The following is a 26,817-nucleotide window of genomic DNA, read 5'->3' as shown; positions in this document are numbered from 1 at the left end:
TGAAATTGTGCGAAACCGGCGAACGCCCCGCGGACCCGATCGCACTGATTGGAGCGAGAGGTGCGTCGCCCGCAGAAGCCGACGTCTGCCGGCTTATGACCGTCGTGCAGATTCCGCATCATGCCCGCGCGAGCGCGGCATCCGGCTTGCCACGGCCGTTCGATTCAGGCGCCGATGTCTCTTGAATGCCGTTACCCGCTTTCGCGGCGACAGTCGAGGACGAAGCGCGGGCCTCAATAGTCCTTCAGCAGCCGCTCGATGTAGTCGAGCTCGATCTGCGGCCGCGACGGATCGGCGAGGCGGCGGCGCAGCTCTTCGAGGATGCGGCGGACGCGCTGCACGTCGATCTCGCCGGGGATCTTCACCGTGTAATCGTCGCCGAATTCGCGGCCGTGCAGCGGACGGCCGAGCGGATCGGTCTGGTTGCCGCCGCTCTGCTGGCGGCCGGCGCGGTTGCCGGGGCTGTCGCCCGGCTGGTCGCCATCGCCCTGCTGCATCGCGTCGGCGAGGCTCTGGGCGCCCTTGCGCAGCGCATCGAGCGCGCGGCCCTGCGAATCTACCGCACCGTCGGCATTGCCCTCGCCGAGCCGCCCGGAGGCGTCGCCCATCGCGGAATCGGCCTGGTCGAGCCCATCATCGCCGTCATCGCCCTGGTCGCCGCCTTGATCGCCCTGCTGCGCCTGGTCGCCCTTCTGACCCTGACCTTTCTGGCCCTTCTGGCCGCGCTGGTCCGGTCCCATGCCGCGCTTGGCGAGCTCTTCCTGCAGCTTCTTCAGGCGATCGCGCAGCGCCTGCTGGTCCTGCTGCAGGTCGCCCATCGACTGCTCGCCCTGCTTGCCGCGCATGCGGTCGCGGCGGGAATCCTGGCCCTGCTTGAAGGTCTTGTCGCGCAATTGCTGCTGCTTGCGGATCATGTCGCCGAGCTCGTTGAGCGACTGCTGCATGTCGTCGTCGCCCTGATTGGGCTGCGCCATCTGCAGGTTTTCCAGCATCTGCTGCATCTGCTCGAGCAGTTGCCGCGCCGCATCCTTGTCGCCGGAGCGTGACAGCCGCTCCATGCGATCGAGCATGTTCTTGAGGTCCTGCTGGCTCAGCACCTTGGCATTGGGATCGAGCGGCCGCGCGAGCTGCTGCGGATTGTTGCGGAACTGCTCGACCATCTGGCGCAGGAAATTGTCCAGCGCCGCGCGCAGATTGTCGGTGAGCTTCTTGATCTCCTCGTCGGTCGCGCCGCGCTCCAGCGCCTGCTTGAGCGCGTCCTGCGCCGCGCGCAGCGCCTTGTCGACGTCGGAGATGTTGCCGTCCTCGATGGTGACGGCGAGCGACCACAGGCTGGCGACCACCTCGCGCAATTGGTCGTCGGTGCGCGCCGCCTCGAGCTGGCGGCTCACGGTGTGCAGACCAAGGTAATAGCCGGTTTCCGGCATGAACATTTCGGGCGCGATCATCAGCGCCTCCAGCGCGGCAAACACCTGGCCGTTCTGGTTGGCGTCGAGCGCCAGGATGCGGCGCTGCTCGATCAGCGCGCGCGCCAGCGGCTTGGTGAATAGGCGCTCCGGCAGCCGCATGTTGAACGGCTCGCTCTTGCCCTCATTGCCGGCCTCGTCCTTGGCCGTCAGCGTCAAGGTCACGTCGGCGCCGGCATAGGGATCTTCACTGAGGTCCTTCACGGTCTGGCCGACGCCGTTGCGGGTCCGCGCATTCGGCAGGACCAGCGCGAATTGCGGCGGCTCGAACAGCGGCCGCGGCTGCGCGGATTTGCCGTCGGCATCCTTCTTGCTGTCGGCCTCCTTCGGCGCATCGGTCGGCCGCGCCACGAACTGCGCGCGCGCTTCGCTGACGCCGTAATCGTCCTCGAGCCGGTAGGACATTTGCAGCGCGCCGCGCGCCTGCCGCTCCGGATCCTTGGTGAGCGCAATCGACGGCGGGCGGTCCGGCGTCGCGGTGAATTTCCACTGCGGCTGGCCGGCCGGCGCACGGACATGCGCGGTGCCGTCGCCGGTGATCTTGAAATGCCGCTCGTTGGTGCCCTTGGGCGCCTGCCCGTCCGGCGCGACCTCGGTCACACCGCCACCGACGACGACGTCAATGCTGCCGCCGCTGGAGCGCACCAGGAGCGTGCTGCCGGCCGGGACCGCGAGCGGGGTGGTGTCGGCCGCGTTGGCGTCCTTGTTGGCGTTCGACAGAATGATCGGCGGCTTGCCGGTGTAGTTAGGCGGCGTCACCCAGGCATCGACCCGGACATTGGCCGGCGCCATGATGCCGTTCCAGTCGAATGCGGAGGCGACCCGCAGGCCGCGCTCGTCGCCGGCGGCGACATAGCTCGCGACCAGCATCACGATGACCAGCGCGCGCAGCGCCCAGGGGTCGTGCAGCGAGACGCGCGGCCGCGGCAGCCCGGCGCGGATGCGCTTGATCGAGGCCAGCGTGCGCTCGCGCTGCGCCTGCCACAGCGCCAGCGCAAACGGGTCCTTGTTGGTGAGCGTGTCGGAGAGCGTGGTCGCCGGGCGATGGCGAATGCCGGCGCCGCGGTCGAGCCGGCTAAGGCCCTCCTCACGGCTCGGCCAGCGGAAGCGCACCAGCGGCGACAGCGCCGCGAGCGCAGCTATGCCGAACAGGCCGGCACCGGCCACGCGTGCGACAAACGGCAGCACCAGCCATAGGCCGGCCCAGGACGCGACCAGGAACAATCCTGCGATCGTCAGGGATCGCGCCAGATGCGGCCAGGCCCGTTCCCACCCAATCGCGAACCTTGCCCGCTGCAGAGCCTCCGTGAGTCTCTGTTGCGTCAGTTTCAGCCGCGCGACCGCATCGCTGTCGCGGACGGCGCGTGACGGGTCAGAGGGCTCGATGTTGGCTCCGCTCAATAAAATCTCCGGGGTAGCCGGCAGGTCAGCCTAGCACGGCGGCGGCTTTGAGGCACCCGTTCCAGGGCGTAACCCACACCGGGAAATACGCATAACACGAAGGCGTGACTGCGGCGGTTCGACCCCGTAACGTCCCGGCCGAACCATCGCATTAACGCATGAGGAACGCGATATGGACCAAAAAACGCACGACAAGGGGCTGGAAATCCGCAAGGCGGTGCTGGGCGAAGCCTATGTCAACAATGCGCTGAAGAATTCGGACAGCTTCAACAAGCCATTCCAGGAACTCGTCACCGAATATTGCTGGGGCGCAGTCTGGGGCCGCGAGGAACTGCCGCGCAAGACCCGCAGCATGCTCAACCTCGCCATGATCTCGATCCTGAACCGGCCGCACGAATTGAAGGCCCACATCAAGGGCGCGCTGACCAACGGCGTGTCCCGCGACGAAATCCGCGAGATCTTCATGCAGGTCTCGATCTATGCCGGCATCCCGGCCGGCGTCGACAGCTTCCGCATCGCGCGCGAGGTGTTCGCCGAACTCGACAACAAGGCGTGAGGCATTGCTGCCTCACCGCCGTCGTCCTGGCGAAAGCCAGGACCTATAACCACAGGCCTTGGTGGTGGGAACACGCTGGCGCTCCAGCGGAGCACAGCAATCAAGCGCGGTGGTAATGGGTCCCGGCCTTCGCCGGGACGACAGTGAATGTGGGGCATGCGGCTCCGCACATAACGACGCAGAGGAAACGACTCATGGAAATCGGATTCATCGGCCTCGGGAAGATGGGCCTCCCGATGGCGCGCCGGCTGATCGAGGCCGGCCACAAGCTCACCGTGTTCGACACCAGCAAGGACGCGCTCGACAGGCTGGTTGCACTCGGCGCGGTGGCCGCAACCTCGCCCAAGGACATCGCCGACCGCGTCGAGACCGTGATGGCGAGCCTGCCCTCCCTGCAGGCTTCGCTCGAGGTCGCAACCGGCGCGGGCGGCGTGATCGAGGGCACGCGCGTCAAACGCTTCATCGACCTCTCCACCGTCGGCTCGCAGATGGCGGTGAAGATCCACGATCTGCTGGCCAAGAAGAACATCGTGCAGATCGACAGCCCGGTCTCCGGCGGCGTCTCCGGCGCCGAGAAGGGCACGCTCGCCGTGATGGTGTCGGGCCCGCGGGCCGATTTCGAACTGGTCAAGAGCGCGCTCGACGTCATCGGCAAGGTGTTCTTCATCGGCACCAAGCCGGGCTCCGGCCAGACCATGAAGCTCGCCAACAACTTCCTGTCGGCGACCGCGATGGTGGCGACCTCGGAGGCTGTTGTGATGGGCGTGAAGTCCGGGCTCGATCCGGCCGTGATGATCGACGTCATCAATGCCGGCTCCGGGCTGAACACCGCGAGCCGCGACAAGTTTCCGCGCTCGGTGTTGCCGCGCAGCTTCGACTTCGGCTTCGCCACCGGGCTGATGGTGAAAGACGTGCGGCTCGCGGTCGAGGAAATGCGTTCGCTCGGGCTTTCGATGGAAGTCGCCGAAGCGGTCGGCCGGCTCTGGGAAGTCATCATCCGCGACGAGGGACCGGATTCGGACTTCACCGCTGCGATCAAGCCGATCGAGAAGGCCGCGGGCGTGATCGTCGGCGGTGGCAAGGGCGGCGCGCACGCTGCGAAGTAAGCGTCGTCGTCCTGGCGAAAGCCAGGACCCATTACCCCCGGCGTTCGTGGTGAGGGAAGCTGGGGCCACAGCGCCGCAAGACAAGCGGTAGTGGTGGTTATGGGTCCTGGCCTTCGCCAGGACGACACCATTGATATGGCGCGCTTAGCACCTCACAACCACGGCGCGGGCTTGTCCATCGCGATCAGGGCGTCGACGTCGATGCGCGGGCGGACCACGGCGTACTGGTCGTCCTTGACCAGCACTTCCGGCACCAGAGGCCGCGTGTTGTAGGTGCCGGACTGCACCGCGCCATAGGCACCGGCGGTCATGATCGCCAGCAGATCGCCTGCCTTCGGCTGCGGCAGCGCGCGGTCGAGCGCGAGGTAATCGCCGGTCTCGCAGACCGGGCCGACCAGGTCGGCGATCATCGTCGGAATGCCGGGCGCAGGCTGGCGCACCGGCAGAATGTCGTGATGCGCTTCATACAGCGTCGGCCGGATCAGGTCGTTCATCGCGGCGTCGATGATGACGAAGTTCTTCGCATCGCCCGGCTTCACATGGACGACGCGGGTGACGAGGATGCCGGCATTGCCGACGATCATGCGGCCCGGCTCGAACATCAGCGTGCAGCCGAGATTGTGCGTGACGCGCTTGACCATCGCCGCGTAGGCGTCCGGCGCCGGCGGCGCGGCGCGATCCATGTAATAGGGGATGCCGAGGCCGCCGCCGAAATCGACATGCGAGATGTCGTGGCCGTCGGCGCGCAGCGTCTGCACGAATTCGGCGAGCAGGCGGAAAGCGACCTCCAGCGGCCCGAGATCGGTGATCTGGCTGCCGATATGCACATCGGTGCCGGTGACCTTGATGCCCGGCAGCTTTGCCGCGCGGGCATAGACCTCGCGGGCGCGCGCGATCGGAATGCCGAACTTGTTCTCGGACTTGCCGGTCGAAATCTTGGCATGGGTGCCGGCATCGACATCCGGATTGACCCGCACCGAGATGCGGGCCGTCTTCTTCATCTCGACCGCGAGACGCGACAGCATCTCGAGCTCCGGCTCCGACTCGATATTGATGCAGAGGATGTCGGTAGTGAGCGCGGCGCGCAGCTCGCCCTCGGTCTTGCCGACCCCGGAGAACACGATCTTCGAGGGCGGAATCCCGGCCGCCAGCGCCCGCTTCAACTCGCCGCCGGACACCACGTCGGCGCCGGCGCCGAGCTTGGCCAGCGTGCGCAGCACCGACTGGTTGGAGTTGGCCTTCATGGCGTAGCAGACGAGCGCCTTCTCGCCGGCGAAGGCTTCGGTGAAGACGCGGTAGTGGCGCTCCAGCGTCGCGGTCGAATAGCAATAGAACGGCGTGCCGACGGCCTCCGCCAGCTCAATGAGATTGACCGCCTCGGCATGCAGCACGCCGTTGCGATAGTCGAAATGGTTCATGACACGCTTTTAGATACTAATTGCCGAGCAGCGGATCGAGGATGAAGGGCCGTTTATTGCCTCGCGGCGCGGCCGGCGCGGCCTCCGAGCCATAGGTCGGATTGAACACGCTGGGCTGCGCTGCCCGCTCGCTCTCGGTGTCGCTCGGTGCCGCGCCCGGCGCGACGTTCGCGGTCGGCGGCAGGTCGAGCGGTCCCTTGCGGCCGCAGCCGCCGAGCGCCAGTGCTGATACGCCCAGCACAATGATGGCCCATCCCGAGGGGGTCAGGCGGTTCTTGCTAATCACGACGAATTCCCCAATTCGGGCGGCACCATACAAACATTGGCGTGCTCTGGCGAGAGGCGGAGCGCCATGAAATCACGGCCAAATTTTCCGGTTCAGCCCAATTTTCGCTCTTTTTCCAGCCGCTTGGCCCAGCTCTTCGCCTGCGCCATCACATTCTTCGGCGCCGTGCCGCCGAACGAGGTCCGGCTCTGCACCGAGGATTCGACGCTGAGCACCTTCAGCGCGTCGGCCGTGATCTTCGGCTCGACCTCCTGCATGGCCTTGAGCGGCAGCTCGTGCAGGGCCACGCCCTGCTTCGAGGCCAGGCCGACGATGCGCCCGGTGACGTGGTGGGCGTCGCGGAACGGCATTTTCAGGGTGCGGACCAGCCAGTCGGCGAGGTCGGTCGCGGTGGCGTAGCCCTCGCCGGCGGCGGCCTTCATCCTGGCCTCGTCCGGCACCAGGTCCTCGACCATGCCGGTCATGGCGCGAATTGCCAGCGACAGAGCTTCGAAAGCCTCCATCGCGCCCTGCTTGTCCTCCTGCATGTCCTTTTGATAGGCGAGCGGCAGGCCCTTCATCACGATCAGGAGCGCGGTGAGCGCGCCGATCACGCGGCCGGTCTTGGCGCGCACCAGCTCGGCCGCGTCCGGATTGCGCTTCTGCGGCATGATCGACGAGCCGGTGGTGAACTTGTCGCTGAGCTTGACGAGGCCGACCAAGGGCGAGGTCCAGATCACGATCTCCTCGGCAAAGCGCGACATGTGCACGGCGCAGATCGCCGCCGCCGACAGCGTCTCCAGCACGAAATCGCGGTCGGACACCGCGTCGAGCGAATTGGCCATCGGACGGTCGAAGCCGAGCGCCTTGGCGGTCGCGGCGCGGTCGATCGGAAACGAGGTGCCCGCGAGCGCAGCCGCTCCCAGCGGCGATTCGTTCAGCCGCTTGCGCGCGTCGGCAAAGCGGCCACGGTCGCGGCCGGCCATCTCGACATAGGCCAGGAGATGATGGCCGAAGGTGACGGGCTGCGCGGTCTGCAGATGGGTGAAGCCCGGCATCACCGTGCCGGCATGCTCCAGCGCGCGGGCGACCAGCGCCTGCTGGAACGCGGCCAGCGCCGCATTGGTCTCATCGATGGTGTCGCGGACATAGAGCCGGAAATCGGTCGCGACCTGGTCGTTGCGCGAGCGCGCGGTGTGCAGCCGGCCCGCCGCGGGCCCGATCAATTCGGACAGCCGCGACTCGACATTCATATGAATGTCCTCGAGCGCGCGCTTGAAATCGAAATCGCCCTTGCCGATCTCTGACAAAATCGTGTCTAGACCTTTGCCGATATTTTTCGCATCAGCTGACGTGATGATGCCTTGCGCGGCGAGCATCGCGGCGTGGGCCTTGGACGCGGCAATGTCCTGGGCATAAAGGTGACGGTCGACGTCGATGGAGACGTTGATTTCCTCCATGATCGCGTCGGGACGTTCCGAGAACCGGCCGCCCCACATCTTGTTGCTCATGACATCTCGCTCACGAATTCGTATTTCAGCCTTGCGGTTTCATGGCCGGAGGCGGCGAAACAGCACCGCAGTTCCGGTCGTATTCCCGGCACTGCTTAGCCACATCTGACCCAGGATGACAAACGATATGCCCGAGACGACCCCACCCAACCCGACCGCCAGGCCGACCGCCAAGTGGCGTATCCCGCTGGTGATCGGCGCCGTGCTGGCCGGGGCCGTGATCGGCTATGTCGGGGTCTCCAGCCTCAGGCATCCCGCGGGCGGCGATATCGCCTGCAACAGCGCGGTGGCTCTGGCGAAGAAGATCGCTCCGCTCGCCCATGGCGAGGTCGCGGCGCTGACCATGGCAACCACCCCCTTGAGGCTGCCCGACCTGACCTTCGAGGATGCCAACGGCCAGCCGAAGAAGCTCTCGGACTGGCGCGGCAAGACCGTGCTGGTCAATTTGTGGGCGACCTGGTGCGTGCCCTGCCGCAAGGAAATGCCGGCGCTCGACAGCCTGCAGACCAAGCTCGGCGGCAAGGATTTCGAGGTGGTCGCGATCAACATCGACACCCGCGACCCGGACAAGCCGAAAAACTTCCTGAAAGAGGCCAATCTGACCAATCTCGGCTATTTTTCGGATCAGAAAGCCAAGGTTTTTCAGGATCTTAAGAACATAGGCAAGGCGCTGGGCATGCCGACCTCGGTGCTGGTCGACGGCCAGGGCTGCGAAATCGCCAATATCGCCGGTCCCGCCGAATGGGCGAGCGACGACGCGATCAAGCTGGTGAAGGCGGCGCTAGCCCCGGCCGCAGCCGGGTTCTGATCAGGCGATGGCGTTGAGGTTGTCGCCGATACCGGGCGACAAATTCGCGGTGGAAGGCGTGCCGAGCAGGGTCTGAACCGCGAACTTCTCGGCGTCGAGGTTCTGCTTCGTGACGCGGGTCGCGATCTCACCCTGCAAATTGCCCTGCTGCATCGACAAGATGCTGGTGACCATGCTCATCATGTCCATACGCGGCACTCCCAAAACTGGGGTTTGAGGTAACGCGCGAAAGTTAATGCTTGGGTAATCGATCGCCGCGTCAGGCTGACGCATCGGCCTCGAAGGTCCCGCTCGCTCGATGATCCGCGTCTCAGGCCGCGTTCGCCGCGAAGGCCGCGCCGAGGGTGCGCAGCGCCTGCCGTGTCCGCGCGTCAGACAGCTTTGAGTGCAGCACCACATCGCGGGACGGCAGCGGCGGCAGGCCAAGCTTTGGCCCGAGGTCGACGGTATCGGCCGGCGCCACCCGGCGCGCCAGCGCGGCAACCGCAAGGCCCGCGGAGAGCGCAGCTCCGATCGTCGACAGCCCGCCGCCGACGAATGCCTCGGTCCAGGCGATGCCGGCGGCGTCGAGAACTTCGATCGCCATGGCCCGCACGCTGCACGGCTCGGCTTGCGTGGCGAGGCGCAACGGCTCGCCCGGCCGATGGTGAAAATCAGGCGCGGCCATCCAGCCGAACAATTCCTCGAACAGCACGTCGCCATCGCGGCGCTTGGCGTCATGGCGAAGCACGATCGCCGCATCGAGCTTGCCGTCGTCGAATGCGCTGAGCACCGAACGCGACGTATCGACGTGCAGCTGAATCACCACCCCGGGATCGGTGGTGTTCATCCGCTTCAGCAGCGAGGCCAGCTCCGATCCGACGATGTGGTGGCTGATGCCGACGACCAATCGCCGATGCTCGACGGCAAACGAGCCGATCGCCGATTGATGCGCGGCAACCAGATTGCGCGCGGCGCCGAGGAAGGCGGCACCTTCAGCTGACAGCCGAACCAGCCGCGGCGTTCGCTCCAGCAGCCGCCGGCCGAGGCCGTCCTCCAGCCGCCTGATCTTCAGGCTGATCGCGGACTGCGTGGTCTCCATCGCCTGCGCCGCGCGCGTGAAGCTGCTGAGATCGGCGACCAGCACAAAGGCCTGCACTGCCTCGATATCGAGTGCTTTCATGGCCATACATTTAAAATCAAAATCATTGAAATACTATTCCATACGATTTTTCAATGATCAAGAAGCTCCTAGGTTGGGTCGAACCCGACAGGAGAACCGCCGTGGCGCCCGCTTCAGCCATCCCATCCGTCTTGCCATCCCTCTCGCCGCGGATGAGCGGCATCAAGGCGTCGCCCGCGTCGGTGCTGCGGCGCCGTGCCCGCGAACTTCGCGCGGCCGGCCGCGACATCATCGAGCTGTCGTCCGGCAATCTGGACTTCCCGACGCCGGATCACGTGATCGCGGCGGCGCATCAAGCGGCATTGCGCGGCGAGACCCGTTACACCGATGTCGACGGCACGCCGGAGCTGAAGCGGGCGGTGCGGGCCGCGCTGCTGCGCGACCATCATCTCGACTACAGGCTGGATGAGATCGTCATCACCAACGGCTCGACGCAGGCGCTGTTCAACGCGCTGCTGACGACGCTGGCGCCTGACGACGAGGTGATCATCCCCGCACCCTATTGGGCGCCCTATCTCGATCAGGTGCGGCTTGCCGGCGCGGCGCCGGTGGTGGTGCCATGCGCGCAGAACAACGGCTTCAAGCTGCGCGCGGAGGATTTGCAGGCTGCGATTTCGGCGCGAACCCGCTGGATCATCGTCAACAATCCGGTCAACCCGTCCGGCGCGCTGTATTCGCGCGAGGATCTGTCCGAGATCGCCGCGGTCCTGGTGCGGCATCCGGACATCTGGGTGCTGGCCGACGGGCTCTACGAGCACATCGTGTTCGATGGCGCGCCCGCGCCGACGCTTGCGGAAATCGAGCCGCGCCTCAAACCGCGGACGCTGACCGTCAGCGGCCTCGCCAAGAGCTACGCCATGATGGGATGGCGCATCGGCTATGCCGCCGGACCATCGACGCTGATTCGCGAGATGATCACCATCCAGTCGCAGACCACGTCCGGCGCCTCGTCGATCAGCCAGGCGGCGGCGGTTGCCGCGCTCGACGGCGCGCAGGATGTGCTGCTTGAGCGCGCCGCCATCCTTCGCGCCAAGCGTGACCGCTTTGCCGAACTCGTGAACGAATGCGCCGGGCTGTCCTGCACGCCGCCGGAAGGCACGTTCTATCTGCTGGTCGCCTGCGCCGGCGTGATCGGCAAGCGCGCGCCGGATGGCAGAGTGATCCGGACCGACCGCGATTTCTCGGCCTATCTGCTCGAGGCGGCCGATGTGGTGGTGTTTGCCGGCGAGGATCTCGGGCTGTCGCCCTATATCCGCGTCAGCTTCGCCAACCCGTCAGCGACCATCGAGGAGGCTGCAGGGCGGCTGAAGCGCGCCTGCGCGGCACTGCAATGACGCCTCACGCACACAGCCAGCGTCTCGCGCTGGCGGCGCATCTGCTCGGACTTGGAACGGGTGTGGCTGTCATCGCAGGTCTCGTGCCCGCAGCGCTCGCGCTCTTGCGGACACTGATCTGAAACGAGAGAGGTGATTACCGCGTCGGGATCGGCTTGTCGCCGCGATAGTCGTAGAAGCCGCGCTGGCTCTTGCGTCCGAGCCAGCCGGCTTCGACATACTTCACCAGCAGCGGGCACGGCCGGTATTTGGAGTCGGCCAATCCCTCGTGCAGCACCTGCATGATCGACAGGCAGGTGTCGAGACCGATGAAATCGGCGAGCTCGAGCGGGCCCATCGGATGGTGCGCGCCGAGCTTCATCGCGGCGTCGATCGCCTCGACGTTACCGACGCCTTCATACAGCGTGTAGATCGCCTCGTTGATCATCGGCAACAGAATGCGGTTGACGATGAAGGCGGGGAAATCTTCCGACACCGCGACCTGCTTGCCGAGCTTGGCGACGAACGCCTTGGCGGTGTCGAAGGTCATGTCGTCGGTGGCGATGCCGCGGATCAGCTCGACCAGCTCCATCGCCGGCACCGGATTCATGAAATGAATGCCGATGAATTTCTCCGGGCGGTCGGTCGAGGCGGCGAGCCTTGTGATCGAGATCGACGACGAGTTGGTCGCGACGATCGCTTCCGGCTTCAGCACCGCGCAGACCTCATGGAAGATCTTGCGCTTGGTCTCTTCCTTCTCGATCGCGGTCTCGATCACGAGATCGCAATCGGCGAGCGCGTCGAGCGACTCGGCGGAGGTGATGCGGTCGAGCGCCTGCTTGCGGTCGGTCTCGCTGATCGCCTTCTTGGCGACCTGGCGGGTCAGATTGCCGTTGATGGTCGCCAGCGCCGACTTCAGCCGGTCGCCGGACACGTCGTTGAGCACCACGTCGAAGCCGGCCAGCGCCGCCACATGGGCAATGCCATTGCCCATCTGACCCGAACCGATCACGCCGACCTTTTTGATTGCCACCGTCATCTTGTCATCCACCGGAACGGCGCGCACATCGCGCCTGCCCAATTCCAACGATACCCGAAGTAAAGCCTTCCGGGTTGCCCAATCCGCCGGAAAACGTTTCCCGGGACCATGATGTGATGACAGGTCATCACATCATGGTCCCATTTCCCCTGTCGAGCATGATCCTTTCGGAAAAACGTTTCCGGATCATTGCCTCGAAAATAATAACACCGGCCGGAGCTTACCCACCCGGCCGGTGTCTTGTCGCTTACTTTCCGAGCTTGCCGAGCGCTTCGGTGAGCTCCGGAACCGCCTGGTAGAGGTCGGCGACCAGGCCGTAATCGGCGACCTGGAAGATCGGCGCGTCCTCATCCTTGTTGATGGCGACGATCACCTTGGAGTCCTTCATGCCGGCCAGATGCTGGATCGCGCCGGAGATGCCGACCGCGACATAAAGTTCCGGGGCCACCACCTTGCCGGTCTGGCCGACCTGCCAGTCGTTCGGCGCATAGCCGGCATCGACCGCGGCGCGCGAGGCGCCGACGCCGGCGCCGAGCTTGTCGGCGAGCGGCTCGATGTACTTGGCGAAGTTCTCGCGGCTCTGCATGGCACGGCCACCCGAGACGATGATCTTGGCCGAGGTCAGCTCGGGGCGGTCGCTCTTGGCGACTTCCTCGCCGACGAACGTCGACAGGCCCGGATCGGCGGCCGAAGCGGCGTTCTCGATCGCCGCGCTGCCGCCTTCGCCGGCGGCGGCGAAGGTCGAGGTGCGGACCGTGATCACCTTCTTGGCGTCCTTCGACTTCACGGTCTGGATCGCGTTGCCGGCATAGATCGGCCGCTCGAAGGTGTCGGGCGCGACGACCTTGATGATCTCGGAGACCTGCATGACGTCGAGCAAGGCTGCGATGCGCGGCATCACATTCTTGAAGCGCGAGGTCGCGGGCGCGACGAACGCATCATAGCCGGGAGCCAGCGCGACGATCAGCGCAGCCAGCGGCTCGGCAAGGTCGTGCTCATAGGCGGGGCCTTCGGCCACCAGTACCCTGGTGACGCCGGCAAGCTTGGCAGCTGCTTCCGCCGCCGCCTTGGTGCCCTGGCCGCCACCGGCAACCAGCACATGGACATCGCCGCCGAGCTGGCTCGCCGCGGTCAGCGCCTTGTTGGTCGCGTCCTTCAGCGTCTCGTGGTCGTGTTCAGCAATCAACAGCGTCGTCATCAGAGAACCCCGGCTTCGGTCTTGAGCTTGTTCACGAGTTCGGCGACGTCCTTGACCTTGACGCCCGCCTTGCGGCCTGCCGGTTCCGCGGTCTTCAGCACTTCCAGACGCGGCGTCACATCGACGCCGTAGTCGGCGACGCTCTTGTCGTCGATCGGCTTCTTCTTCGCCTTCATGATGTTGGGCAGCGACGCATAGCGCGGCTCGTTGAGGCGCAGGTCGGTGGTGACGATCGCCGGGCCCTTGAGCTTGATGGTCTGCAGGCCGCCGTCGACTTCGCGGGTGACCTTGAAGTCACTTCCTTCGACCTCGAGCTTGGAGGCGAAAGTCGCCTGCGACCAGCCGAGCAGCGCGGCCAGCATCTGGCCGGTCTGGTTCGAGTCGTCGTCGATCGCCTGCTTGCCGAGAATGACGAGGCCGGGCTGCTCCGCCTCGACCACCGCCTTCAGGATCTTGGCAACCGCGAGCGGTTCGACATTGCCTTCGGCCTTGACCAGGATGCCGCGGTCGGCGCCCATCGCAAGTCCGGTGCGAATGGTCTCGGAGGCCTGCGCGGGACCGATCGACACCACCACCACTTCGGTCGCCTTGCCGGCTTCCTTCAGCCGCAGCGCTTCCTCGACGGCGATTTCGTCGAACGGGTTCATCGACATCTTGACGTTGGCGAGCTCCACGCCCGTCCCGTCACTCTTGACGCGGACCTTGACGTTGTAGTCGACGACCCGCTTTACCGGCACAAGAACCTTCATCGATCCTCTTTCGCTTTGATTTTATGGGTTTCGGTTGGCTGGCGCGGAACCTAAAGGTCCCGTTTCTCCCGGTCAACGAGCCAAAGCCAAAAAACCGTCCCCCGATTTTGAACCAGTTTAACGGTTCTGGCCCGGCACCCACAACACGTCCCCCGCTCCTTTATTGTTCTGGAAGCGGCTGGCAACGAACAGGAAATCCGACAGGCGGTTCATATACTGGATGCCAGCCTGATTGACCGGCTCATCGGGTTGGGCGGCGAGTTCCACCATCATCCGTTCCGCGCGGCGACATATCGTCCGGGCAAGATGCAGATAGGCGGAGGCGGGCGTGCCGCCGGGCAGCACGAACGAGGTCAGCGGCGCGAGCTGGTCGTTCAGACTGTCGATATCGCGCTCGAGCCGCCCGACCTGGCTTGCCAGCATCCGCAGACGTTCGGCCTTGCCCTCGCGCTCGGGCACCGCGAGGTCGGCGCCGAGATCGAACAGATCGTTCTGGATCCGGCCGAGCATCGCATCGACCTCGGGGCTGCCGGCAAGATGCAGCCGCACCACGCCGATCGCAGCATTGGTCTCGTCTACCGTGCCATAGGCGGCAATGCGCAGATCGTATTTCGGCCGCCGCTCGCCGGAGCCGAGCGCGGTGGTGCCGTCATCGCCGGTGCGCGTGTAGATCCGATTGAGAACGACCATGGCAGGCTCCGGTGTTCGATGTTCGAGTCCACCGCTCCGATCGGGAGAGGTAGAGAATAGCCCGACAAATCTACCTCACCTAGCGCCCCATCGCCCAGACCGCGAGCATTGCGAAGACGATGGCCACGAACTGCAGCAGCACGCGCAGCCGCATCAGCTTTTGCGACGTGTTCGGCGAGCCGCCCTTCATCATATTGACGAGGCCGAGCAGGAGCACCAGCGCGACGGCGCCGACGGCGATGGGAAGAATGATCGTGCTGAGGAGAGATGTCATTTGCGGTACATAACACCGCAGGACGCCGACTTCCACACAGCCCGGCCATGCAACCAACTGGCTTTTCAGCGCGTAATATCAGATGCTGGGTCCGTTCTCGGGCCGAGCAGTTTTCGACAATGCCGGGTGGAATGTGAAGCAGCTTCGTTACGTCACCCACGTCGTGATGGATGCCTTTTACACGTTCCTCGCCGACGACGGCTGGGCGATCGCGAGCCACATCGCGCTGTCGACGCTGATGGCGCTGTTTCCGTTCCTGATCGTGCTGACCTCGGTGGCCGGCTTCTTCGGCTCCAAGCAGCTCGCCGACCAGGCGGTCGGGCTGATGCTGCAGGTCTGGCCGCAGCAGGTCGCCGAGGCGCTGTCCGGCCAGATCCACGACGTGCTGACCAACACCCGCGGCGACATCCTGACCATCGGCGCGGTGCTCGCGGTCTACTTCGCCTCCAACGGCGTCGAGGCGCTGCGGGTGGCGCTGAACCGCGCCTACGCCGTGATTGAGCCGCGGCGCTGGTATTGGCTGCGGCTGGAGTCGATCGGCTACACGCTGGTCGCGGCGTTCACCTCGCTCGCGATGGCTTTCCTGATCGTGCTCGGGCCGCTGATCATCGAGGCGGCGCGGCGCTATATCCCGTTCTTCGTCGAATCCAACGAGAGCCTGCTCAACACCGCCCGTTACGGCGTCACGATCCTGGCGCTGGTCGTCGCACTCTTCATCCTGCACGCCTGGCTGCCGGCGGGCCGTCGCAGCTTCACGCAGATCCTGCCCGGCATCATCTTCACCATGGTGGCCTCGCTGCTCTCGGGCATCGGCTTCGGCATGTACCTCGCACGCTTCGCCAACAACTACGTCACGATGTATGCGGGACTGGCCTCGGTGGTGATCGCACTGGTGTTCCTGTATTTCATCGCCGCGATCTTCGTGTTCGGCGGCGAGTTGAACGCGGCGATCATCAAGTCGCGGCTGCCGCACGGCGTGTCGCTTCATGCAGCGCAGTCGCGAGCGCCCGCGGGGACACAGGCTTGACCAGGAAGCCGTCGGCGCCGGCAGCGCGCGCCGCGGCTTCGTCTTCGGCCCGGCCGGAAATCCCGACAATCACGATGCGGCCGTGCGGCGGCGGCAGCGCGCGGATGCGCTTGATCGCCTCGATGCCGCCGATGCCGGGCAGCACCATGTCCATCAGCACGGCGTCAAAGGCGCCCTGCACGAGCCGGTCGGGCGCGGCCTCGCCCTGACCGACGAATTCGGCGTGATGACCGAGCTCAGTCAGGATCGTGTTGAGCACGACGCGGCCGAACGGATTGTCCTCGACACTGAGTAGCCGCAGCCCTTGTGACATCAGCGCCGCCGCGCTCGCGCCGGAGCCGGTGCCGGCCGGCCCTTCGGCGGGCTCCAGTTCCACCTTGAGCGTGAAGGTGGTGCCCCCGCCGGCGCGACGGTCCGCGACGATGTCGCCGCCCATGGCGCGCGCGAGCTGCCTGACGGAGGACAGGCCGAGCCCGGCGCCGCCGAACCGCGCGGCGATCGAGACGTTGGCCTGCGAGAACGGCCGGAACAGGCGCTTGACCTCCGATAGCGTCAGGCCGATGCCGCTGTCGGAGATCGCGAACGCGACGCCGATCTTGTCGCCCGACCTTCCCTTGGCCGCGCCCACCGGCGCGATACGCAGCTCGATGCTGCCCTGCTCGGTGAACTTAACCGCGTTGTCGATCAGATTTTCGAGCGCCGCGCGCAGGCGGACGGGATCGCCGACCGCGAAGGCAGGCAGCTGGTCGGAGACCTCGACGGAAGCCTGCAGCCCCTTGGCTGCCGCACGGCCGGCCAGCGAATCCGCGGCGTGGCGCGCCAGCGTGCGCAGGTCGAAGAAATCCTGCCGGATCTCGAGCCCCGGCCCCTCGCTCCGGGCGGCGTCGACGAACAGGGTCGCAAGGCTCGCCAAATGCTCGGCGCCGGCCTTGATGGTGTCGACCCAGCGCCGCTCGCGCTCGCCGAGATCGGATGTCGCGAGCAGATTGCTGATCGCAAGGATTCCGGTGAGCGGCGTCCGCACCTCATGGGCAAAGGCGGCAAGCGCGGTATCGACCATGCCGGGACCGGCCTTCGGGGCCGGCTTCGGCACGGCCCGCTTGCGGCGCGGCCTGGCCGCCACCTTGGCCACTCGTGTCTTGGCCACACGCGTTTTGGCAGCACGCGGTCTGGTGGCGCGCGTCTTCGGCGGCGTCCTTTTGGATGGCCGCTTGCTGCGCCGTGCGCGCGATTTTGACGCCATGGTCTCCGTGATCCCCGCCCCGGTCGACAACATGGCATGCCAGGCGTGCCGGAGTCACGGCGGCGTTTCCGGTGCGCCCGCGCAAAGCGCCATGATGGTAACCGCACTCCTTTGCGATCAAACCTGGCCAAAATCCCAGGGCAAACCGACCAGGCGGCGGATATCGGCCGGGCTCGCCCCCTCCGCCCGCAACTCGCGCAGCCCGGTCGCCTGGGTCGATTTCGACAACTTTTGGCCGGCCGCGTCTCGGATCAGCCGATGGTGCCGGTAGTTTGGCACGGGCAGACCGAGCAGTTCCTGCAACAGCCGATGCACGCTCGTCGACCAGAACAGGTCAATGCCCCTGACCACATCGGTAACGCCTTGCAGGGCGTCATCGATCACGACCGAGAGATGGTAGCTGGTCGGGGTCTCCTTGCGCGCCAGGATCACGTCGCCCCAGGCCTCAGGCCGGGCCGCGACGTCTCCGCTCTCGCCAGCCGGCCCCTCACCCGCGTCCTGCCAGCGCAGTTCGCCGGCGCGCGCGCGGGCTGACGCCATGTCGAGCCGCAACGCGAACGGCACGCCCTGCCCGATCAGCCGGTCGCGCGCCTCGGCCGACAGCGATTTGGCCAGCCCCGGATAAAGCGGCGCGCCGTCCGGATCACGGGGCCACGCGCCCCCGGCCTCGCGTTCCGCGACCAGCCGCGCGATCTCGGTTCGGCTTTCGAAACTCGGGTAGACCAGCCCCCGGGCCGACAGGCGGTCGATCGCCGCGCCATAGGCGGCAAAATGCTCGGACTGCCGCCGCACCGGGGTCTCCCAGGCGATGCCGAGCCAGGCCAGATCCTCATAAATCGCCTGCTCGAATTCCGGCCGGCAGCGCGTCGCGTCGATGTCCTCGATCCGCAGCAGCAGGCGTCCGCCCGACTGCCGCGCGAGATCGTGGTTGAGCAGCGCCGAATAGGCGTGGCCGAGATGCAGGTAGCCGTTCGGACTCGGCGCGAAGCGGAAAACGGGTGGCATGGTCATCGGTCACGCATCATTGCCGGGCTTGCCCGGCGACTCTGATTCATGCGCCTGGACAAGACTCTGTTACGATAGGAGATCGATGCGCGGGTCAAGCCCGCGCCTGACAAGCCGATGCAGACCCCGCAAATGCTGATTCATCTCGAAACCCAGGCCGACCTCGACGACGCGATCCACAAACTGGTCGACCAGGACCGCCGCCTGCGTCCGATCCTGGAACTGACCGGCATGCCGGCGATCAGGCAGCGCGAGCCTGGATTTGCCGGGCTTGCCGCGATCATCTGCGGCCAGCAGCTCTCGACCGCGAGTGCGGCGGCAATCTGGGGGCGCGTCAGCACGGCGTTCGACCCGTTCCACCATGACGCGATCCGCAAGGCGCGGGCCGACCGGCTCGGCCGGCTCGGGCTGTCGGCGGCCAAGATCAAGACGCTGAAGCACATCGCGCGCGAGCTCGCCGAGGAGCGGCTGAACCTCGACGTCCTTGCCAATGAGGAGGCCGATGCGGCGCACAACACGCTGACGGCGCTGCCCGGGATCGGCCCGTGGACCGCCGATGTCTATCTGCTGTTCTGCCTCGGCCATGGCGATGCCTGGCCCGCGGGCGACCTCGCCGTGCAGGAAGCGGTCAAGATCGGGCTTGGCTTGAAGGAGCGGCCGACGCCGAAACAGATGGCGCCGCTTGCGGAGCCGTGGCGTCCGCTGCGCGGCGCCGCAGCGCATCTGTGGTGGGCGTATTATCGCGTGCTCAGAAATCGCGAGGGCGTGATCGCAGGCGCAAAGTAGTCGTCGAGAAAAACACACCAACCGCGTCATCGCGTGATATAGAATCAGCGGACAGATACTTTTTCAATTTGCCGGCCTCGCCCATTTAGCACGCGCAGCACGTCCCTATTGCAAGGAGACGGACCTGATTTCTCTCCGTATCCCGCTGACGCTTCTCTCGGTATCCTTGGGCGCGATCGCCGCGGTGTGGTGGTGGCTCGGCATCCCGGTCAACCTGCCGCGCGCGCCGATCGATCCGAACGACAAGGTGCAGTGCATCTCGTACGCGCCGTTCCGCAACAATCAAACATCACTTTCGCCGGCGACGCAGGTCTCGCCGGAACAGATCGCGGAAGACCTCGCTCAACTTGCGAAGATTTCCGACTGCATCCGCACCTATGCGACCGATCTTGGTCTCGACCAGATTCCCGCACTCGCGGCCAAGGCGGGGCTGAAGGTCATCCAGGGCATCTTCCTCGATCGGGACCGCAAGAAGAATGCAACGCAGGTCGCCACCGCGATCCGCCTCGCCAAGGAATATCCGGACACGATCATCGCGCTCGTGGTCGGCAACGAGGTGTTGCTGCGCAAGGAAATGTCGGCTTCCGACCTCGCCGCCACGATCCGCTCGATCAAGGCGCAGGTCTCCGTCCCCGTCACCTATGCCGACGTCTGGGAATTCTGGCTGAGCAATCGCGAACTTTCCGACGCGGTCGACTTCGTCACGGTTCATATCCTGCCGTATTGGGAGAATGTTCCGATCCGGGCGGAAGATGCCGCCGCCCACGCCGACGAGATGCGCCGACAGATCGCGGCGGCTTTTCCGGGCAAGGAAATCTTTATCGGAGAGATCGGTTGGCCGAGCGAGGGGCGCATGCGCGAGTCCGCGCTGCCCTCCCGCATCAATCAGGCGCGAGTGGTTTCGGAGGTCCTCGACCTTGCCCGGCGCGAGCATTTCCGCGTCAACCTGTTCGAGGCCTATGATGAAGGATGGAAGCGGGAGATCGAGGGCACGGTCGGCGGCTCCTGGGGGCTGTTCGATTCCGAGCAGCGCATGCCGAAATATCCGCCGGGCCAGCCGGTCAGCAATTTTCCGCTCTGGAAGCTGCAAATGGTCAGCGGAATGGCGCTGGCGATCCTCGTCTTCGGTGCGGCATGGCTGACCTTGCGCCGCAAGCCGAGAAAGGCCGCATTCGCGTCGTGGCTTGCGATCGCGCTATCGGCGACCACGGCTGGCATCCTGTTTGGCGTCGCCGAGCAAAGATTAGTCTATGAAAGCTACGGAACGGGAGGCTGGCTTGTGTGGGGCTCGCTGCTGGTGGCGGCCACGGCTTCGCCGGTGCTGGGCGCCAACGCCCTGATGTCGGGCCGCGCACCGCCCAGCTTTTTCGAAGTGTTGGGCCCGAAGGGCCACCACACTGAATCGGTGCTGGTGACCCTGCACGGACTGGCCTTGATGATCACCGTCGTGATCGGCACGGCGACCGCAATCGGACTTGTGTTCGACCCGCGCTTCATTGACTTTCCCTTTGCGCCTCTGACCATGGCGGCGGTGCCCTTTGCCGCCGTGACGCTGCTCAATCCTCCCAGCAAGGGAATCCGCCCGCTGGCGGAGTCGATCTTTGCCGGCATTTTCATTGCAACGGCGATCTACACAGGATTCAACGAAGGGGCGGAGAACTGGCAGTCGCTGTGGACCTGCGCGGCCTTTGTCTTGCTCGCGGTGACGCTGTTGCGGGCGCGTGCCTGACAACGCGCCCTAGCCCCGCAGCCTGACGCGGTCCTCGCGCGCGCAGTCGGTGACGAAGCCGATGACGGCGCGCACCGCGGGCAGCGCGACCAGATCGGGATGGGCGAGCAGCCAGAGATCGGAGAGGCTCGAGAGCTTTTGCGGCGCGACCCGCACCAGATCGGGGTAGTCGGCCCCGACCAGGCAGGACAGCGCGCAGATCCCGAGCCCGGCCCGCGCCGCCGCGAGCATGTCGCCCTGCGAGGAACAGCGCATCACCAGCGTGCCCTGCCGGGTGATGACGTCGCTCCAGCGCGCCAGATGCGCATTCGAGGCCTGGTCGGCAAAGCCGATCACATGGTGGCCCCGCCACTCGTCCCGCCGCTCCGGCAGCTTGCGCCCTGCCGCATAGTCGCGGGACGCGTAGAAGCCGGTGCCGAGCCGCCCGATCTTGCGCCCGATCAGGTTCTCCTCTCCCGCATCGACCGGCCGCAGCACCACGTCGGCCTCGCGGCGGCGCACGCTGGCCGGGAACGGATGGGTGATGATCTCGAGCTGGATGTTGGCGTGATCGCGCAGGAACGGGCCGAGGCGCGGCATCAGCCAGTGCGCGGCCAAGGTCGCGCCGATCGACAGCTTCACGACGCCGCGCGCCTGCTCGCCGGTGGCGGACGCGGCCGCCTCCGCGCGGAGCGCCGCCGCGGCCATTGCTTCGGCGTGCTCGCGGAATTTGCGGCCATGCGACGTCAGCGACAGGCCGTCATTGGAACGCGCGAACAGGCGGGTCCCGAGTTGCTGCTCGAGCGCCGCGACGTTGCGACCGACGGTGGGATGGCTGATGCGCAGCCGCCGTGCCGCCCCGGCAAGGCTGCGTGTCTCCGCCACCGCCACGAATGTCTTGCAAAGCTCCCAGTCCATGCCGCTCCCCTTCCTGCGACACCGTTCATTTCTGGCCAATCCGATGTTCAATATTGAACGCCATGACCGAGCCGTCCAGCCTTATATTGCCGCGCCAAGAGCGCCGCCGCTCCAGCCATCACAATAAATCGCGATCCGCCCGGGCCGCCGGCCGGGCGACGCGCATGGAGGATCCGAAAATGACGCTGCCCGCTTCGCTCGCCAACAAGCTTGAACTGCCGGTCGTCGGCTCCCCGCTGTTCATCGTCTCGGGGCCCGAGCTCGTGATCGCGCAGTGCAAGGCCGGCATCGTCGGCTCGTTCCCGGCGCTCAACGCCCGCCCGGCCGAGAAGCTCGACGAATGGCTGACCCAGATCGAGAACGAACTCGGCGAGTACCAGGCGCTGCATCCGGAGAAGAAGGTCGCGCCCTACGCCGTCAACCAGATCTGCCACGCCTCCAACGACCGCCTGATGCGCGACATGGAAACCTGCGTGAAGCACAAGGTGCCCGTGATCATCACCTCGCTGCGCCCGCCGTCCGAGATCGTCGAGGCCGCGCACTCCTATGGCGGCGTCGTGTTCCACGACGTCATCAACGTGAAGCACGCGCGCAAGGCCGCCGAGCAGGGCGTCGACGGCCTGATCCTGGTCTGCGCCGGTGCCGGCGGACACGCCGGCACGCTGTCGCCGTTCGCGCTGGTGCGCGAGGTCAAGCAATGGTTCAACGGCACGATCCTGCTGTCGGGCGCGATCTCCGACGGCTGGAGCATCGCATCCGCGCTCGCGCTCGGCGCCGACCTCGCCTATATCGGCACCCGCTTCATCGCGACCGAGGAGGCCAACGCCGATATCAGGTACAAGCAGGCGCTGACCGAATACGCCGCGCACGACATCGTCTATTCGAACCTGTTCACCGGCGTGCACGGCAACTATCTCGGACCGTCGATCGCGGCGGCAGGGCTCGATCCGGGCAATCTGCCGGTCGCCGACAAGACCAAGATGAATTTCGGCTCCGGCGGCAACATGAAGGCCAAGGCCTGGCGCGACATCTGGGGTTCGGGCCAGGGCATCGGCCAGATCTCCGATGCCCCGCCGGTCGGCGAACTGGTGGCGCGGCTCAAGTCCGAGTTCGTCGCGGCGCGCAGCGATTTCCTGCGCGCCAGCGCCTGACGCTATTGCGCAAAATCCGGGAGTGAACCATGAAACGAGCGCGACACGCGCTGGCTGCCGCGCTTGCGGTCTGCGCGATCACCAGCACGGCCGCCGCCGACAACGGCAACGAGGCGATCCGGATCGGCCAGACGCTGCCCTATAGCGGACCGGTCTCCGGCTTCGGCACCATCGGCCGCGCCCAGGAAGCGTTTTTCGCGAAGGTCAACGCAGAGGGCGGCATCAACGGCCGGCAAGTGAAGTTCATCACGCTGGACGACGCCTATTCGCCGCCGAAGACCGTCGAGCAGACCCGCAAGCTGGTGGAGCAGGAGGAGGTGCTGATGATGTTCGGCTCGCTCGGAACCGCCACCAACAACGCCGTGCACCGCTATCTCAACACCAAGAAGATCCCGCAATTGTTCGTGCTGAGCGGCGCGACCAAATGGGCCGACCCGAAGACCTATCCGTGGACCATGCCGGGCATGGCCTCCTACGAATCCGAGGGCGTGGTCTATGCCAAATATGTGCTGCAGGCCAAGCCGGACGCGAAGATCGCGATCCTTGCGCAGAACGACGATTTCGGCCGCGACTATGTCGCCGGCTTCAAGCGCGCGCTCGGCAGCAAGGCCGCGAGCATGATCGTCGCGGAAGCGAGCTACGAGACTTCGGCGCCAACCATCAGCTCGCAGCTCGCGACCCTGAAGGCGTCCGGTGCCGATGTGCTGTTCGGAGTCGTGCTCGGCAAGTTCACGCCGCAGATGATCAAGGGCGTCGCCGAGATCGGCTGGAAGCCGGACCTGTTCTTCGTACCGACCTCCGCGTCGTCGATCTCGTTCCTGGAGTCCGCAGGCCTGGAGAACGCGGTCGGCCTGATCTCATCCAGCAACCAGAAGGACACGATGGACGCGCAATGGGCCGACGATCCCGCCGTGAAGGACTATCTTGCCTTCATGAAGCAGTACCTGCCCAATGCGGACCTCAGCAACTCGAACTACTCGGCGGGCTATCATTATGCGACGCTGCTGATGGCCGTGCTGAAGGCCTGCAAGAACGATTTCAGCCGCGAAAACATCATGCGCCAGGCGGCGTCATTGCGCGACGTTCCGCTGCCGCTATTGTTGCCGGGCATGACGGTATCGACCGGGCCGGACGACTACCTGCCGTTCCAGCAGTTGCGGCTGCGCCGGTTCAACGGCAAGAGCTGGATCAGCTTCGGCGAGATCCTGGACGATCGCTAGGAGACGAGGCGCGACATGATCATCAGCGGCGACAGACAGATCAGCTACGGCGACATTCACGCCCGCATCGCGCGGGCGGCCGGCGGCTTCCGGGCACTCGGCGTGCAGGGCGGCAAGCCGGTCGGCATGATGCTGCGCAACGATTTCGCGCTGTTCGAGGTGGTCGCGGCTTCGGCCGCGCTCGGCAGCCCGGTCGTGCCGATCAACTGGCATCTGAAGGCCGACGAGGTCGCTTACATCCTGTCCGACAGCGGCGCCGACACGCTGGTCTGCCACGCCGATCTCTTGCCGCAAATCCGCGACGGCCTGCCGCCGGCAATCAAGTTGCTGGTGGTGACGACGCCACCGGAGATCGCAGCGGCCTATGGGGTAGCGCCGGCGCTCACGCGCGTGCCCGACGGCATGACCGACTGGGACGTTTGGCGTGACAAGCACCAACCGCTGACCGACGCGCCGATCGGTGGTGCGCCGATGTTCTACACGTCGGGCACCACCGGACTGCCGAAGGGCGTCAAGCGCAAGCCGATGCCATCTGAGCAGCAGGCGGCGGCCGCGCGCGTCGGCGCCATCACCTACGGCGTCAAGCCGAACGAGAAACAGGTGATCCTGATGAACGGCCCGATGTACCATTCGGCGCCGCACTCCTACGGGATGCTCGCGTTCCGCAACGGCTGCGTGATCGTGCTCGAGCCGCGCTTCGATCCGGAGGATCTGCTGCAACTGATCGAGCGCCACCGTGTCACCCATATGCATATGGTGCCGACGATGTTCGTGCGGCTGCTGCGTCTGCCCGAGGAGACGCGGCGCCGCTACGACCTGTCGTCGCTGCGCTTCATCGTCCACGGCGCGGCGCCCTGCCCTGTCGACGTCAAGCGCGCGATGATCGAGTGGTGGGGACCGGTCATCAACGAATATCTCGGCTCGACCGAGACCGGCATCCCGGTCTGGCATTCGTCAGCCGAAGCGCTGGCGAAGCCCGGCACCGTCGGCCGCGCCATCGAAGGCGGCATCGTCAAGATCTTCCGGCCCGACGGGACGCAATGCGACGTCGGCGAGCCCGGCGAGATCTTCATGCGTCAGAAGTTGATCTCGGACTTCGACTATCACGGCAATGCCAAGGCACGCGCCGAGGCCGATCACGACGGCCTGATCAGCGTCGGCGATGTCGGCTATCTCGACGCGGACGGCTATCTGTTCCTGTGCGACCGCAAGCGCGACATGGTGATCTCGGGCGGCGTCAACATCTATCCGGCCGAGATCGAGAATGCGCTGATCGGCATGGCAGGCGTGCGCGACTGCGCGGTGTTCGGCGTCCCCGACGACGAATATGGCGAGCGGCTGTTCGCCTGCGTCGAGCCGGAAGCAGGCAGCACGCTTTCGGTTGCGGCGATCCAGGATTTCCTGCGCGACAAGCTCGCCAATTTCAAGGTGCCGAAGGATATCCGCTTCATGGACGCGCTGCCGCGCGAGGCCACCGGCAAGATCTTCAAGCGTAAGCTGCGCGACCTCTACCGCGAAGGACAGCTCGGCTGAACGATCTGACGGCGAAGCGAACGACGTTTGAAACTTAGTTGCTGTTGCAAACGGCCGGCGAACGAAGCAACGATGCCGGTGCACCAAAGGCCCGGATCATCCGCCATGAACTCGACCGACTTCATCGTCATCCGCAACGATCTGCAGCAATGCAAGGTGATCGAGACGCCGTTGCCCGACGCCGCCGCGCTGCCGGCCGATGCGCTGCTGGTGAAGGTGACCCGCTTCGCCTTCACCGCCAACAACATCACCTATGCGGTGATCGGCGAGCAGCTGAAATACTGGCACCTGTTCCCGGCGCCCGAGGGCTACGGCATCATCCCGGTGTGGGGCTTTGGCGAGGTGCTGGCATCGAAACATCCCATGATCGCAGAAGGCGAAACGCTGTTCGGCTATTTCCCGATGGCGACCCATCTGGTGATCGAGGCGGCCGACGTCAGCAAGCGTGGCCTGCGCGACGGCGCCGCGCACCGGCAGGAGGTCTCGCCGGTCTATAACGCCTATGCCCGGGTCTCCGGCGATTCGACCTATGCCGGCCAGCAAGGCGATTTCCGCGCGCTGCTGCTGCCTCTGTTCATGTTGTCTTTCCTGGTCGACGACTTCCTGGCAGAGAATGAATTCTACGGCGCACGCCGCGTCATCCTGTCGTCGGCCTCGAGCAAGACCGCGTTCGGGCTCGCCCATCTCGCGCACAAAAGGGGCATCTCGGTGATCGGGCTGACCTCCAGGGGCAATGTCGATTTCGTCAGATCGCTCGGCTGCTATGACGAGGTCGTCACCTACGATCAGGTCACCGCGATCCCGCCGGCCGAGCCGACAGCCTATGTCGACATGGCCGGCAACAGCGCGCTGCGCGAGGCCCTGCACCGGCACTTCGGCGCGCAGATGGTTTATTCCGGCCGGGTCGGGCTGACGCATCGCGCGAGCGAGCCGGAGGAGCCGACGCTGCCCGGCGCCAAGCCGGTGTGGTTCTTCGCCCCCGACCAGATCCGCAAGCGCGCCAAGGAATGGGGTCCCGGCGGCATCGACCAGCGCTTTGGCGCCGCCTGGGCGGAGCTGGTGCCGCATCTGCCGAATTGGCTTGATGTAGTCGAGCGGCGCGGCCCGGCCGCGGTACGCGAAGCCTATCTCGATACCCTGCAGGGCCGCGTTCCGCCGGATCAAGGCCTGATCCTGTCGCTGGCCGAATAGGCGATATCCCGTCGCGCCCTTTCTGCATGCCTTCGAATGGGTATAGGCTTTGCGGCAATGGGAACGCCGCCAAGAAAAT

At 65.8% G+C, this 26,817-nt stretch carries 26 protein-coding genes; 12 read left to right on the top strand and 14 right to left on the bottom strand.

The features are described 5' to 3' along the window. Nucleotides 1-233: 233 nt before the first annotated feature. Entirely contained in the window at nt 234-2,867 is a 2,634-nt protein-coding gene (locus JEY66_RS05280) for a TIGR02302 family protein (protein ID WP_018268954.1), read from the bottom strand. A 172-nt stretch (nt 2,868-3,039) separates the two neighbouring features. Here JEY66_RS05280 and JEY66_RS05275 point away from each other — a divergent pair, with 172 nt between their 5' ends. Together JEY66_RS05275 and JEY66_RS05270 are read left to right on the top strand one after the other, a co-directional pair. Beyond that, a complete protein-coding gene (locus tag JEY66_RS05275; RefSeq protein WP_018268955.1) occupies nt 3,040-3,423 on the top strand; it encodes a carboxymuconolactone decarboxylase family protein in 384 nt (127 codons plus the stop codon). A gap of 194 nt (nt 3,424-3,617) precedes the next feature. Beyond that, complete coding sequence (locus tag JEY66_RS05270; protein WP_016845295.1) at nt 3,618-4,529, top strand: NAD(P)-dependent oxidoreductase; 912 nt, start codon at nt 3,618-3,620, stop codon at nt 4,527-4,529. Nucleotides 4,530-4,681: 152 nt separating this feature from the next. On the opposite strand, the gene lysA is transcribed toward JEY66_RS05270, so the two are convergent. From lysA to argH, 3 genes are all read right to left on the bottom strand, one after another. Next, nucleotides 4,682-5,947, bottom strand: coding sequence for a diaminopimelate decarboxylase (lysA, locus tag JEY66_RS05265; protein ID WP_018268956.1), 1,266 nt, complete (start codon nt 5,945-5,947; stop codon nt 4,682-4,684). Between the two features lie 16 nt (nt 5,948-5,963). Next, nucleotides 5,964-6,233: an LPS translocon maturation chaperone LptM gene (gene lptM, locus JEY66_RS05260; RefSeq protein ID WP_018268957.1), complete on the bottom strand. Its 270-nt coding sequence runs from the start codon at nt 6,231-6,233 to the stop codon at nt 5,964-5,966. A 92-nt stretch (nt 6,234-6,325) separates the two neighbouring features. Next, nucleotides 6,326-7,723 carry an argininosuccinate lyase gene (argH, locus tag JEY66_RS05255; RefSeq protein WP_016845292.1) on the bottom strand — a complete coding sequence of 466 codons (1,398 nt, stop codon included), beginning with the start codon at nt 7,721-7,723 and terminating at the stop codon, nt 6,326-6,328. 127 nt (nt 7,724-7,850) lie between these two features. Here argH and tlpA point away from each other — a divergent pair, with 127 nt between their 5' ends. After that, nucleotides 7,851-8,531: a thiol:disulfide interchange protein TlpA gene (tlpA, locus tag JEY66_RS05250; RefSeq protein WP_018268958.1), complete on the top strand. Its 681-nt coding sequence runs from the start codon at nt 7,851-7,853 to the stop codon at nt 8,529-8,531. On the opposite strand, the gene JEY66_RS05245 is transcribed toward tlpA, so the two are convergent. Together JEY66_RS05245 and JEY66_RS05240 are read right to left on the bottom strand one after the other, a co-directional pair. Further along, nucleotides 8,532-8,720, bottom strand: a complete 189-nt coding sequence (locus JEY66_RS05245) for a putative motility protein (RefSeq protein ID WP_016845290.1) — start codon at nt 8,718-8,720, stop codon at nt 8,532-8,534. A 121-nt stretch (nt 8,721-8,841) separates the two neighbouring features. Next, nucleotides 8,842-9,699: a LysR substrate-binding domain-containing protein gene (locus tag JEY66_RS05240; protein WP_016845289.1), complete on the bottom strand. Its 858-nt coding sequence runs from the start codon at nt 9,697-9,699 to the stop codon at nt 8,842-8,844. A gap of 95 nt (nt 9,700-9,794) precedes the next feature. Here JEY66_RS05240 and JEY66_RS05235 point away from each other — a divergent pair, with 95 nt between their 5' ends. Next, nucleotides 9,795-11,027 (top strand): pyridoxal phosphate-dependent aminotransferase, encoded by a 1,233-nt coding sequence (locus tag JEY66_RS05235; RefSeq protein ID WP_240536815.1) that lies wholly within the window; start codon nt 9,795-9,797, stop codon nt 11,025-11,027. Next, nucleotides 11,024-11,149 carry a hypothetical protein gene (locus tag JEY66_RS45035; RefSeq protein WP_259171278.1) on the top strand — a complete coding sequence of 42 codons (126 nt, stop codon included), beginning with the start codon at nt 11,024-11,026 and terminating at the stop codon, nt 11,147-11,149. The genes JEY66_RS05235 and JEY66_RS45035 overlap by 4 nt, the downstream gene beginning before the upstream one ends. A 14-nt stretch (nt 11,150-11,163) precedes the next feature. Here JEY66_RS45035 and JEY66_RS05230 read toward each other — a convergent pair whose 3' ends face one another. The 5 genes from JEY66_RS05230 to JEY66_RS05210 form a co-directional block, all read right to left on the bottom strand. Continuing rightward, complete coding sequence (locus tag JEY66_RS05230) at nt 11,164-12,045, bottom strand: 3-hydroxybutyryl-CoA dehydrogenase (RefSeq protein ID WP_026191882.1); 882 nt, start codon at nt 12,043-12,045, stop codon at nt 11,164-11,166. A gap of 247 nt (nt 12,046-12,292) precedes the next feature. Beyond that, on the bottom strand, nt 12,293-13,243 hold the full coding sequence (locus JEY66_RS05225; RefSeq protein WP_016845286.1) for an electron transfer flavoprotein subunit alpha/FixB family protein: 951 nt from the start codon (nt 13,241-13,243) through the stop codon (nt 12,293-12,295). Then, nucleotides 13,243-13,992, bottom strand: coding sequence for an electron transfer flavoprotein subunit beta/FixA family protein (locus JEY66_RS05220; RefSeq protein ID WP_016845285.1), 750 nt, complete (start codon nt 13,990-13,992; stop codon nt 13,243-13,245). Before JEY66_RS05220 ends, JEY66_RS05225 begins: the two co-directional genes overlap by 1 nt. A gap of 117 nt (nt 13,993-14,109) precedes the next feature. Continuing rightward, nucleotides 14,110-14,682 carry a cob(I)yrinic acid a,c-diamide adenosyltransferase gene (locus JEY66_RS05215; protein WP_016845284.1) on the bottom strand — a complete coding sequence of 191 codons (573 nt, stop codon included), beginning with the start codon at nt 14,680-14,682 and terminating at the stop codon, nt 14,110-14,112. Between the two features lie 79 nt (nt 14,683-14,761). Further along, nucleotides 14,762-14,956, bottom strand: coding sequence for a twin transmembrane helix small protein (locus JEY66_RS05210; RefSeq protein WP_016845283.1), 195 nt, complete (start codon nt 14,954-14,956; stop codon nt 14,762-14,764). Between the two features lie 166 nt (nt 14,957-15,122). Here JEY66_RS05210 and JEY66_RS05205 point away from each other — a divergent pair, with 166 nt between their 5' ends. Continuing rightward, nucleotides 15,123-15,983, top strand: coding sequence for a YihY/virulence factor BrkB family protein (locus tag JEY66_RS05205; protein ID WP_370143883.1), 861 nt, complete (start codon nt 15,123-15,125; stop codon nt 15,981-15,983). Here JEY66_RS05205 and JEY66_RS05200 read toward each other — a convergent pair. Beyond that, nucleotides 15,910-17,226, bottom strand: coding sequence for an ATP-binding protein (locus JEY66_RS05200; RefSeq protein WP_026191884.1), 1,317 nt, complete (start codon nt 17,224-17,226; stop codon nt 15,910-15,912). The two genes, JEY66_RS05205 and JEY66_RS05200, sit on opposite strands and share 74 nt — an antisense overlap. A gap of 117 nt (nt 17,227-17,343) precedes the next feature. After that, the gene (gene gluQRS / locus JEY66_RS05195) at nt 17,344-18,231 is read right to left on the bottom strand and encodes a tRNA glutamyl-Q(34) synthetase GluQRS (protein WP_026191885.1); all 888 of its coding nucleotides are present in this window, start codon (nt 18,229-18,231) and stop codon (nt 17,344-17,346) included. Between the two features lie 132 nt (nt 18,232-18,363). Between gluQRS and JEY66_RS05190 the strand changes: the two genes are divergently transcribed. Further along, a complete protein-coding gene (locus JEY66_RS05190; protein ID WP_026191886.1) occupies nt 18,364-19,017 on the top strand; it encodes a DNA-3-methyladenine glycosylase family protein in 654 nt (217 codons plus the stop codon). Nucleotides 19,018-19,183: 166 nt separating this feature from the next. Beyond that, nucleotides 19,184-20,746: a glycoside hydrolase family 17 protein gene (locus JEY66_RS05185; protein WP_016845278.1), complete on the top strand. Its 1,563-nt coding sequence runs from the start codon at nt 19,184-19,186 to the stop codon at nt 20,744-20,746. Nucleotides 20,747-20,755: 9 nt separating this feature from the next. Here JEY66_RS05185 and JEY66_RS05180 read toward each other — a convergent pair whose 3' ends face one another. Further along, on the bottom strand, nt 20,756-21,643 hold the full coding sequence (locus tag JEY66_RS05180; protein WP_016845277.1) for a LysR family transcriptional regulator: 888 nt from the start codon (nt 21,641-21,643) through the stop codon (nt 20,756-20,758). A 179-nt stretch (nt 21,644-21,822) separates the two neighbouring features. Here JEY66_RS05180 and JEY66_RS05175 point away from each other — a divergent pair, with 179 nt between their 5' ends. The 4 genes from JEY66_RS05175 (at nt 21,823) to JEY66_RS05160 (ending at nt 26,738) form a co-directional block, all read left to right on the top strand. Continuing rightward, nucleotides 21,823-22,794: an NAD(P)H-dependent flavin oxidoreductase gene (locus JEY66_RS05175; RefSeq protein WP_026191888.1), complete on the top strand. Its 972-nt coding sequence runs from the start codon at nt 21,823-21,825 to the stop codon at nt 22,792-22,794. Nucleotides 22,795-22,823: 29 nt separating this feature from the next. Then, the gene (locus JEY66_RS05170; RefSeq protein WP_016845275.1) at nt 22,824-24,014 is read left to right on the top strand and encodes an ABC transporter substrate-binding protein; all 1,191 of its coding nucleotides are present in this window, start codon (nt 22,824-22,826) and stop codon (nt 24,012-24,014) included. A 15-nt stretch (nt 24,015-24,029) separates the two neighbouring features. Further along, a complete protein-coding gene (locus tag JEY66_RS05165; RefSeq protein WP_016845274.1) occupies nt 24,030-25,547 on the top strand; it encodes an acyl-CoA synthetase in 1,518 nt (505 codons plus the stop codon). A 105-nt stretch (nt 25,548-25,652) separates the two neighbouring features. Beyond that, nucleotides 25,653-26,738 carry a DUF2855 family protein gene (locus tag JEY66_RS05160; protein WP_016845273.1) on the top strand — a complete coding sequence of 362 codons (1,086 nt, stop codon included), beginning with the start codon at nt 25,653-25,655 and terminating at the stop codon, nt 26,736-26,738. Nucleotides 26,739-26,817: the final 79 nt, after the last annotated feature.

This window comes from Bradyrhizobium elkanii USDA 76, from assembly GCF_023278185.1.
Lineage (GTDB): Bacteria > Pseudomonadota > Alphaproteobacteria > Rhizobiales > Xanthobacteraceae > Bradyrhizobium > Bradyrhizobium elkanii.
The sequence above is the reverse complement of the archived record's forward strand: the minus strand, read 5'-3'. Positions and strand labels throughout refer to the sequence as shown.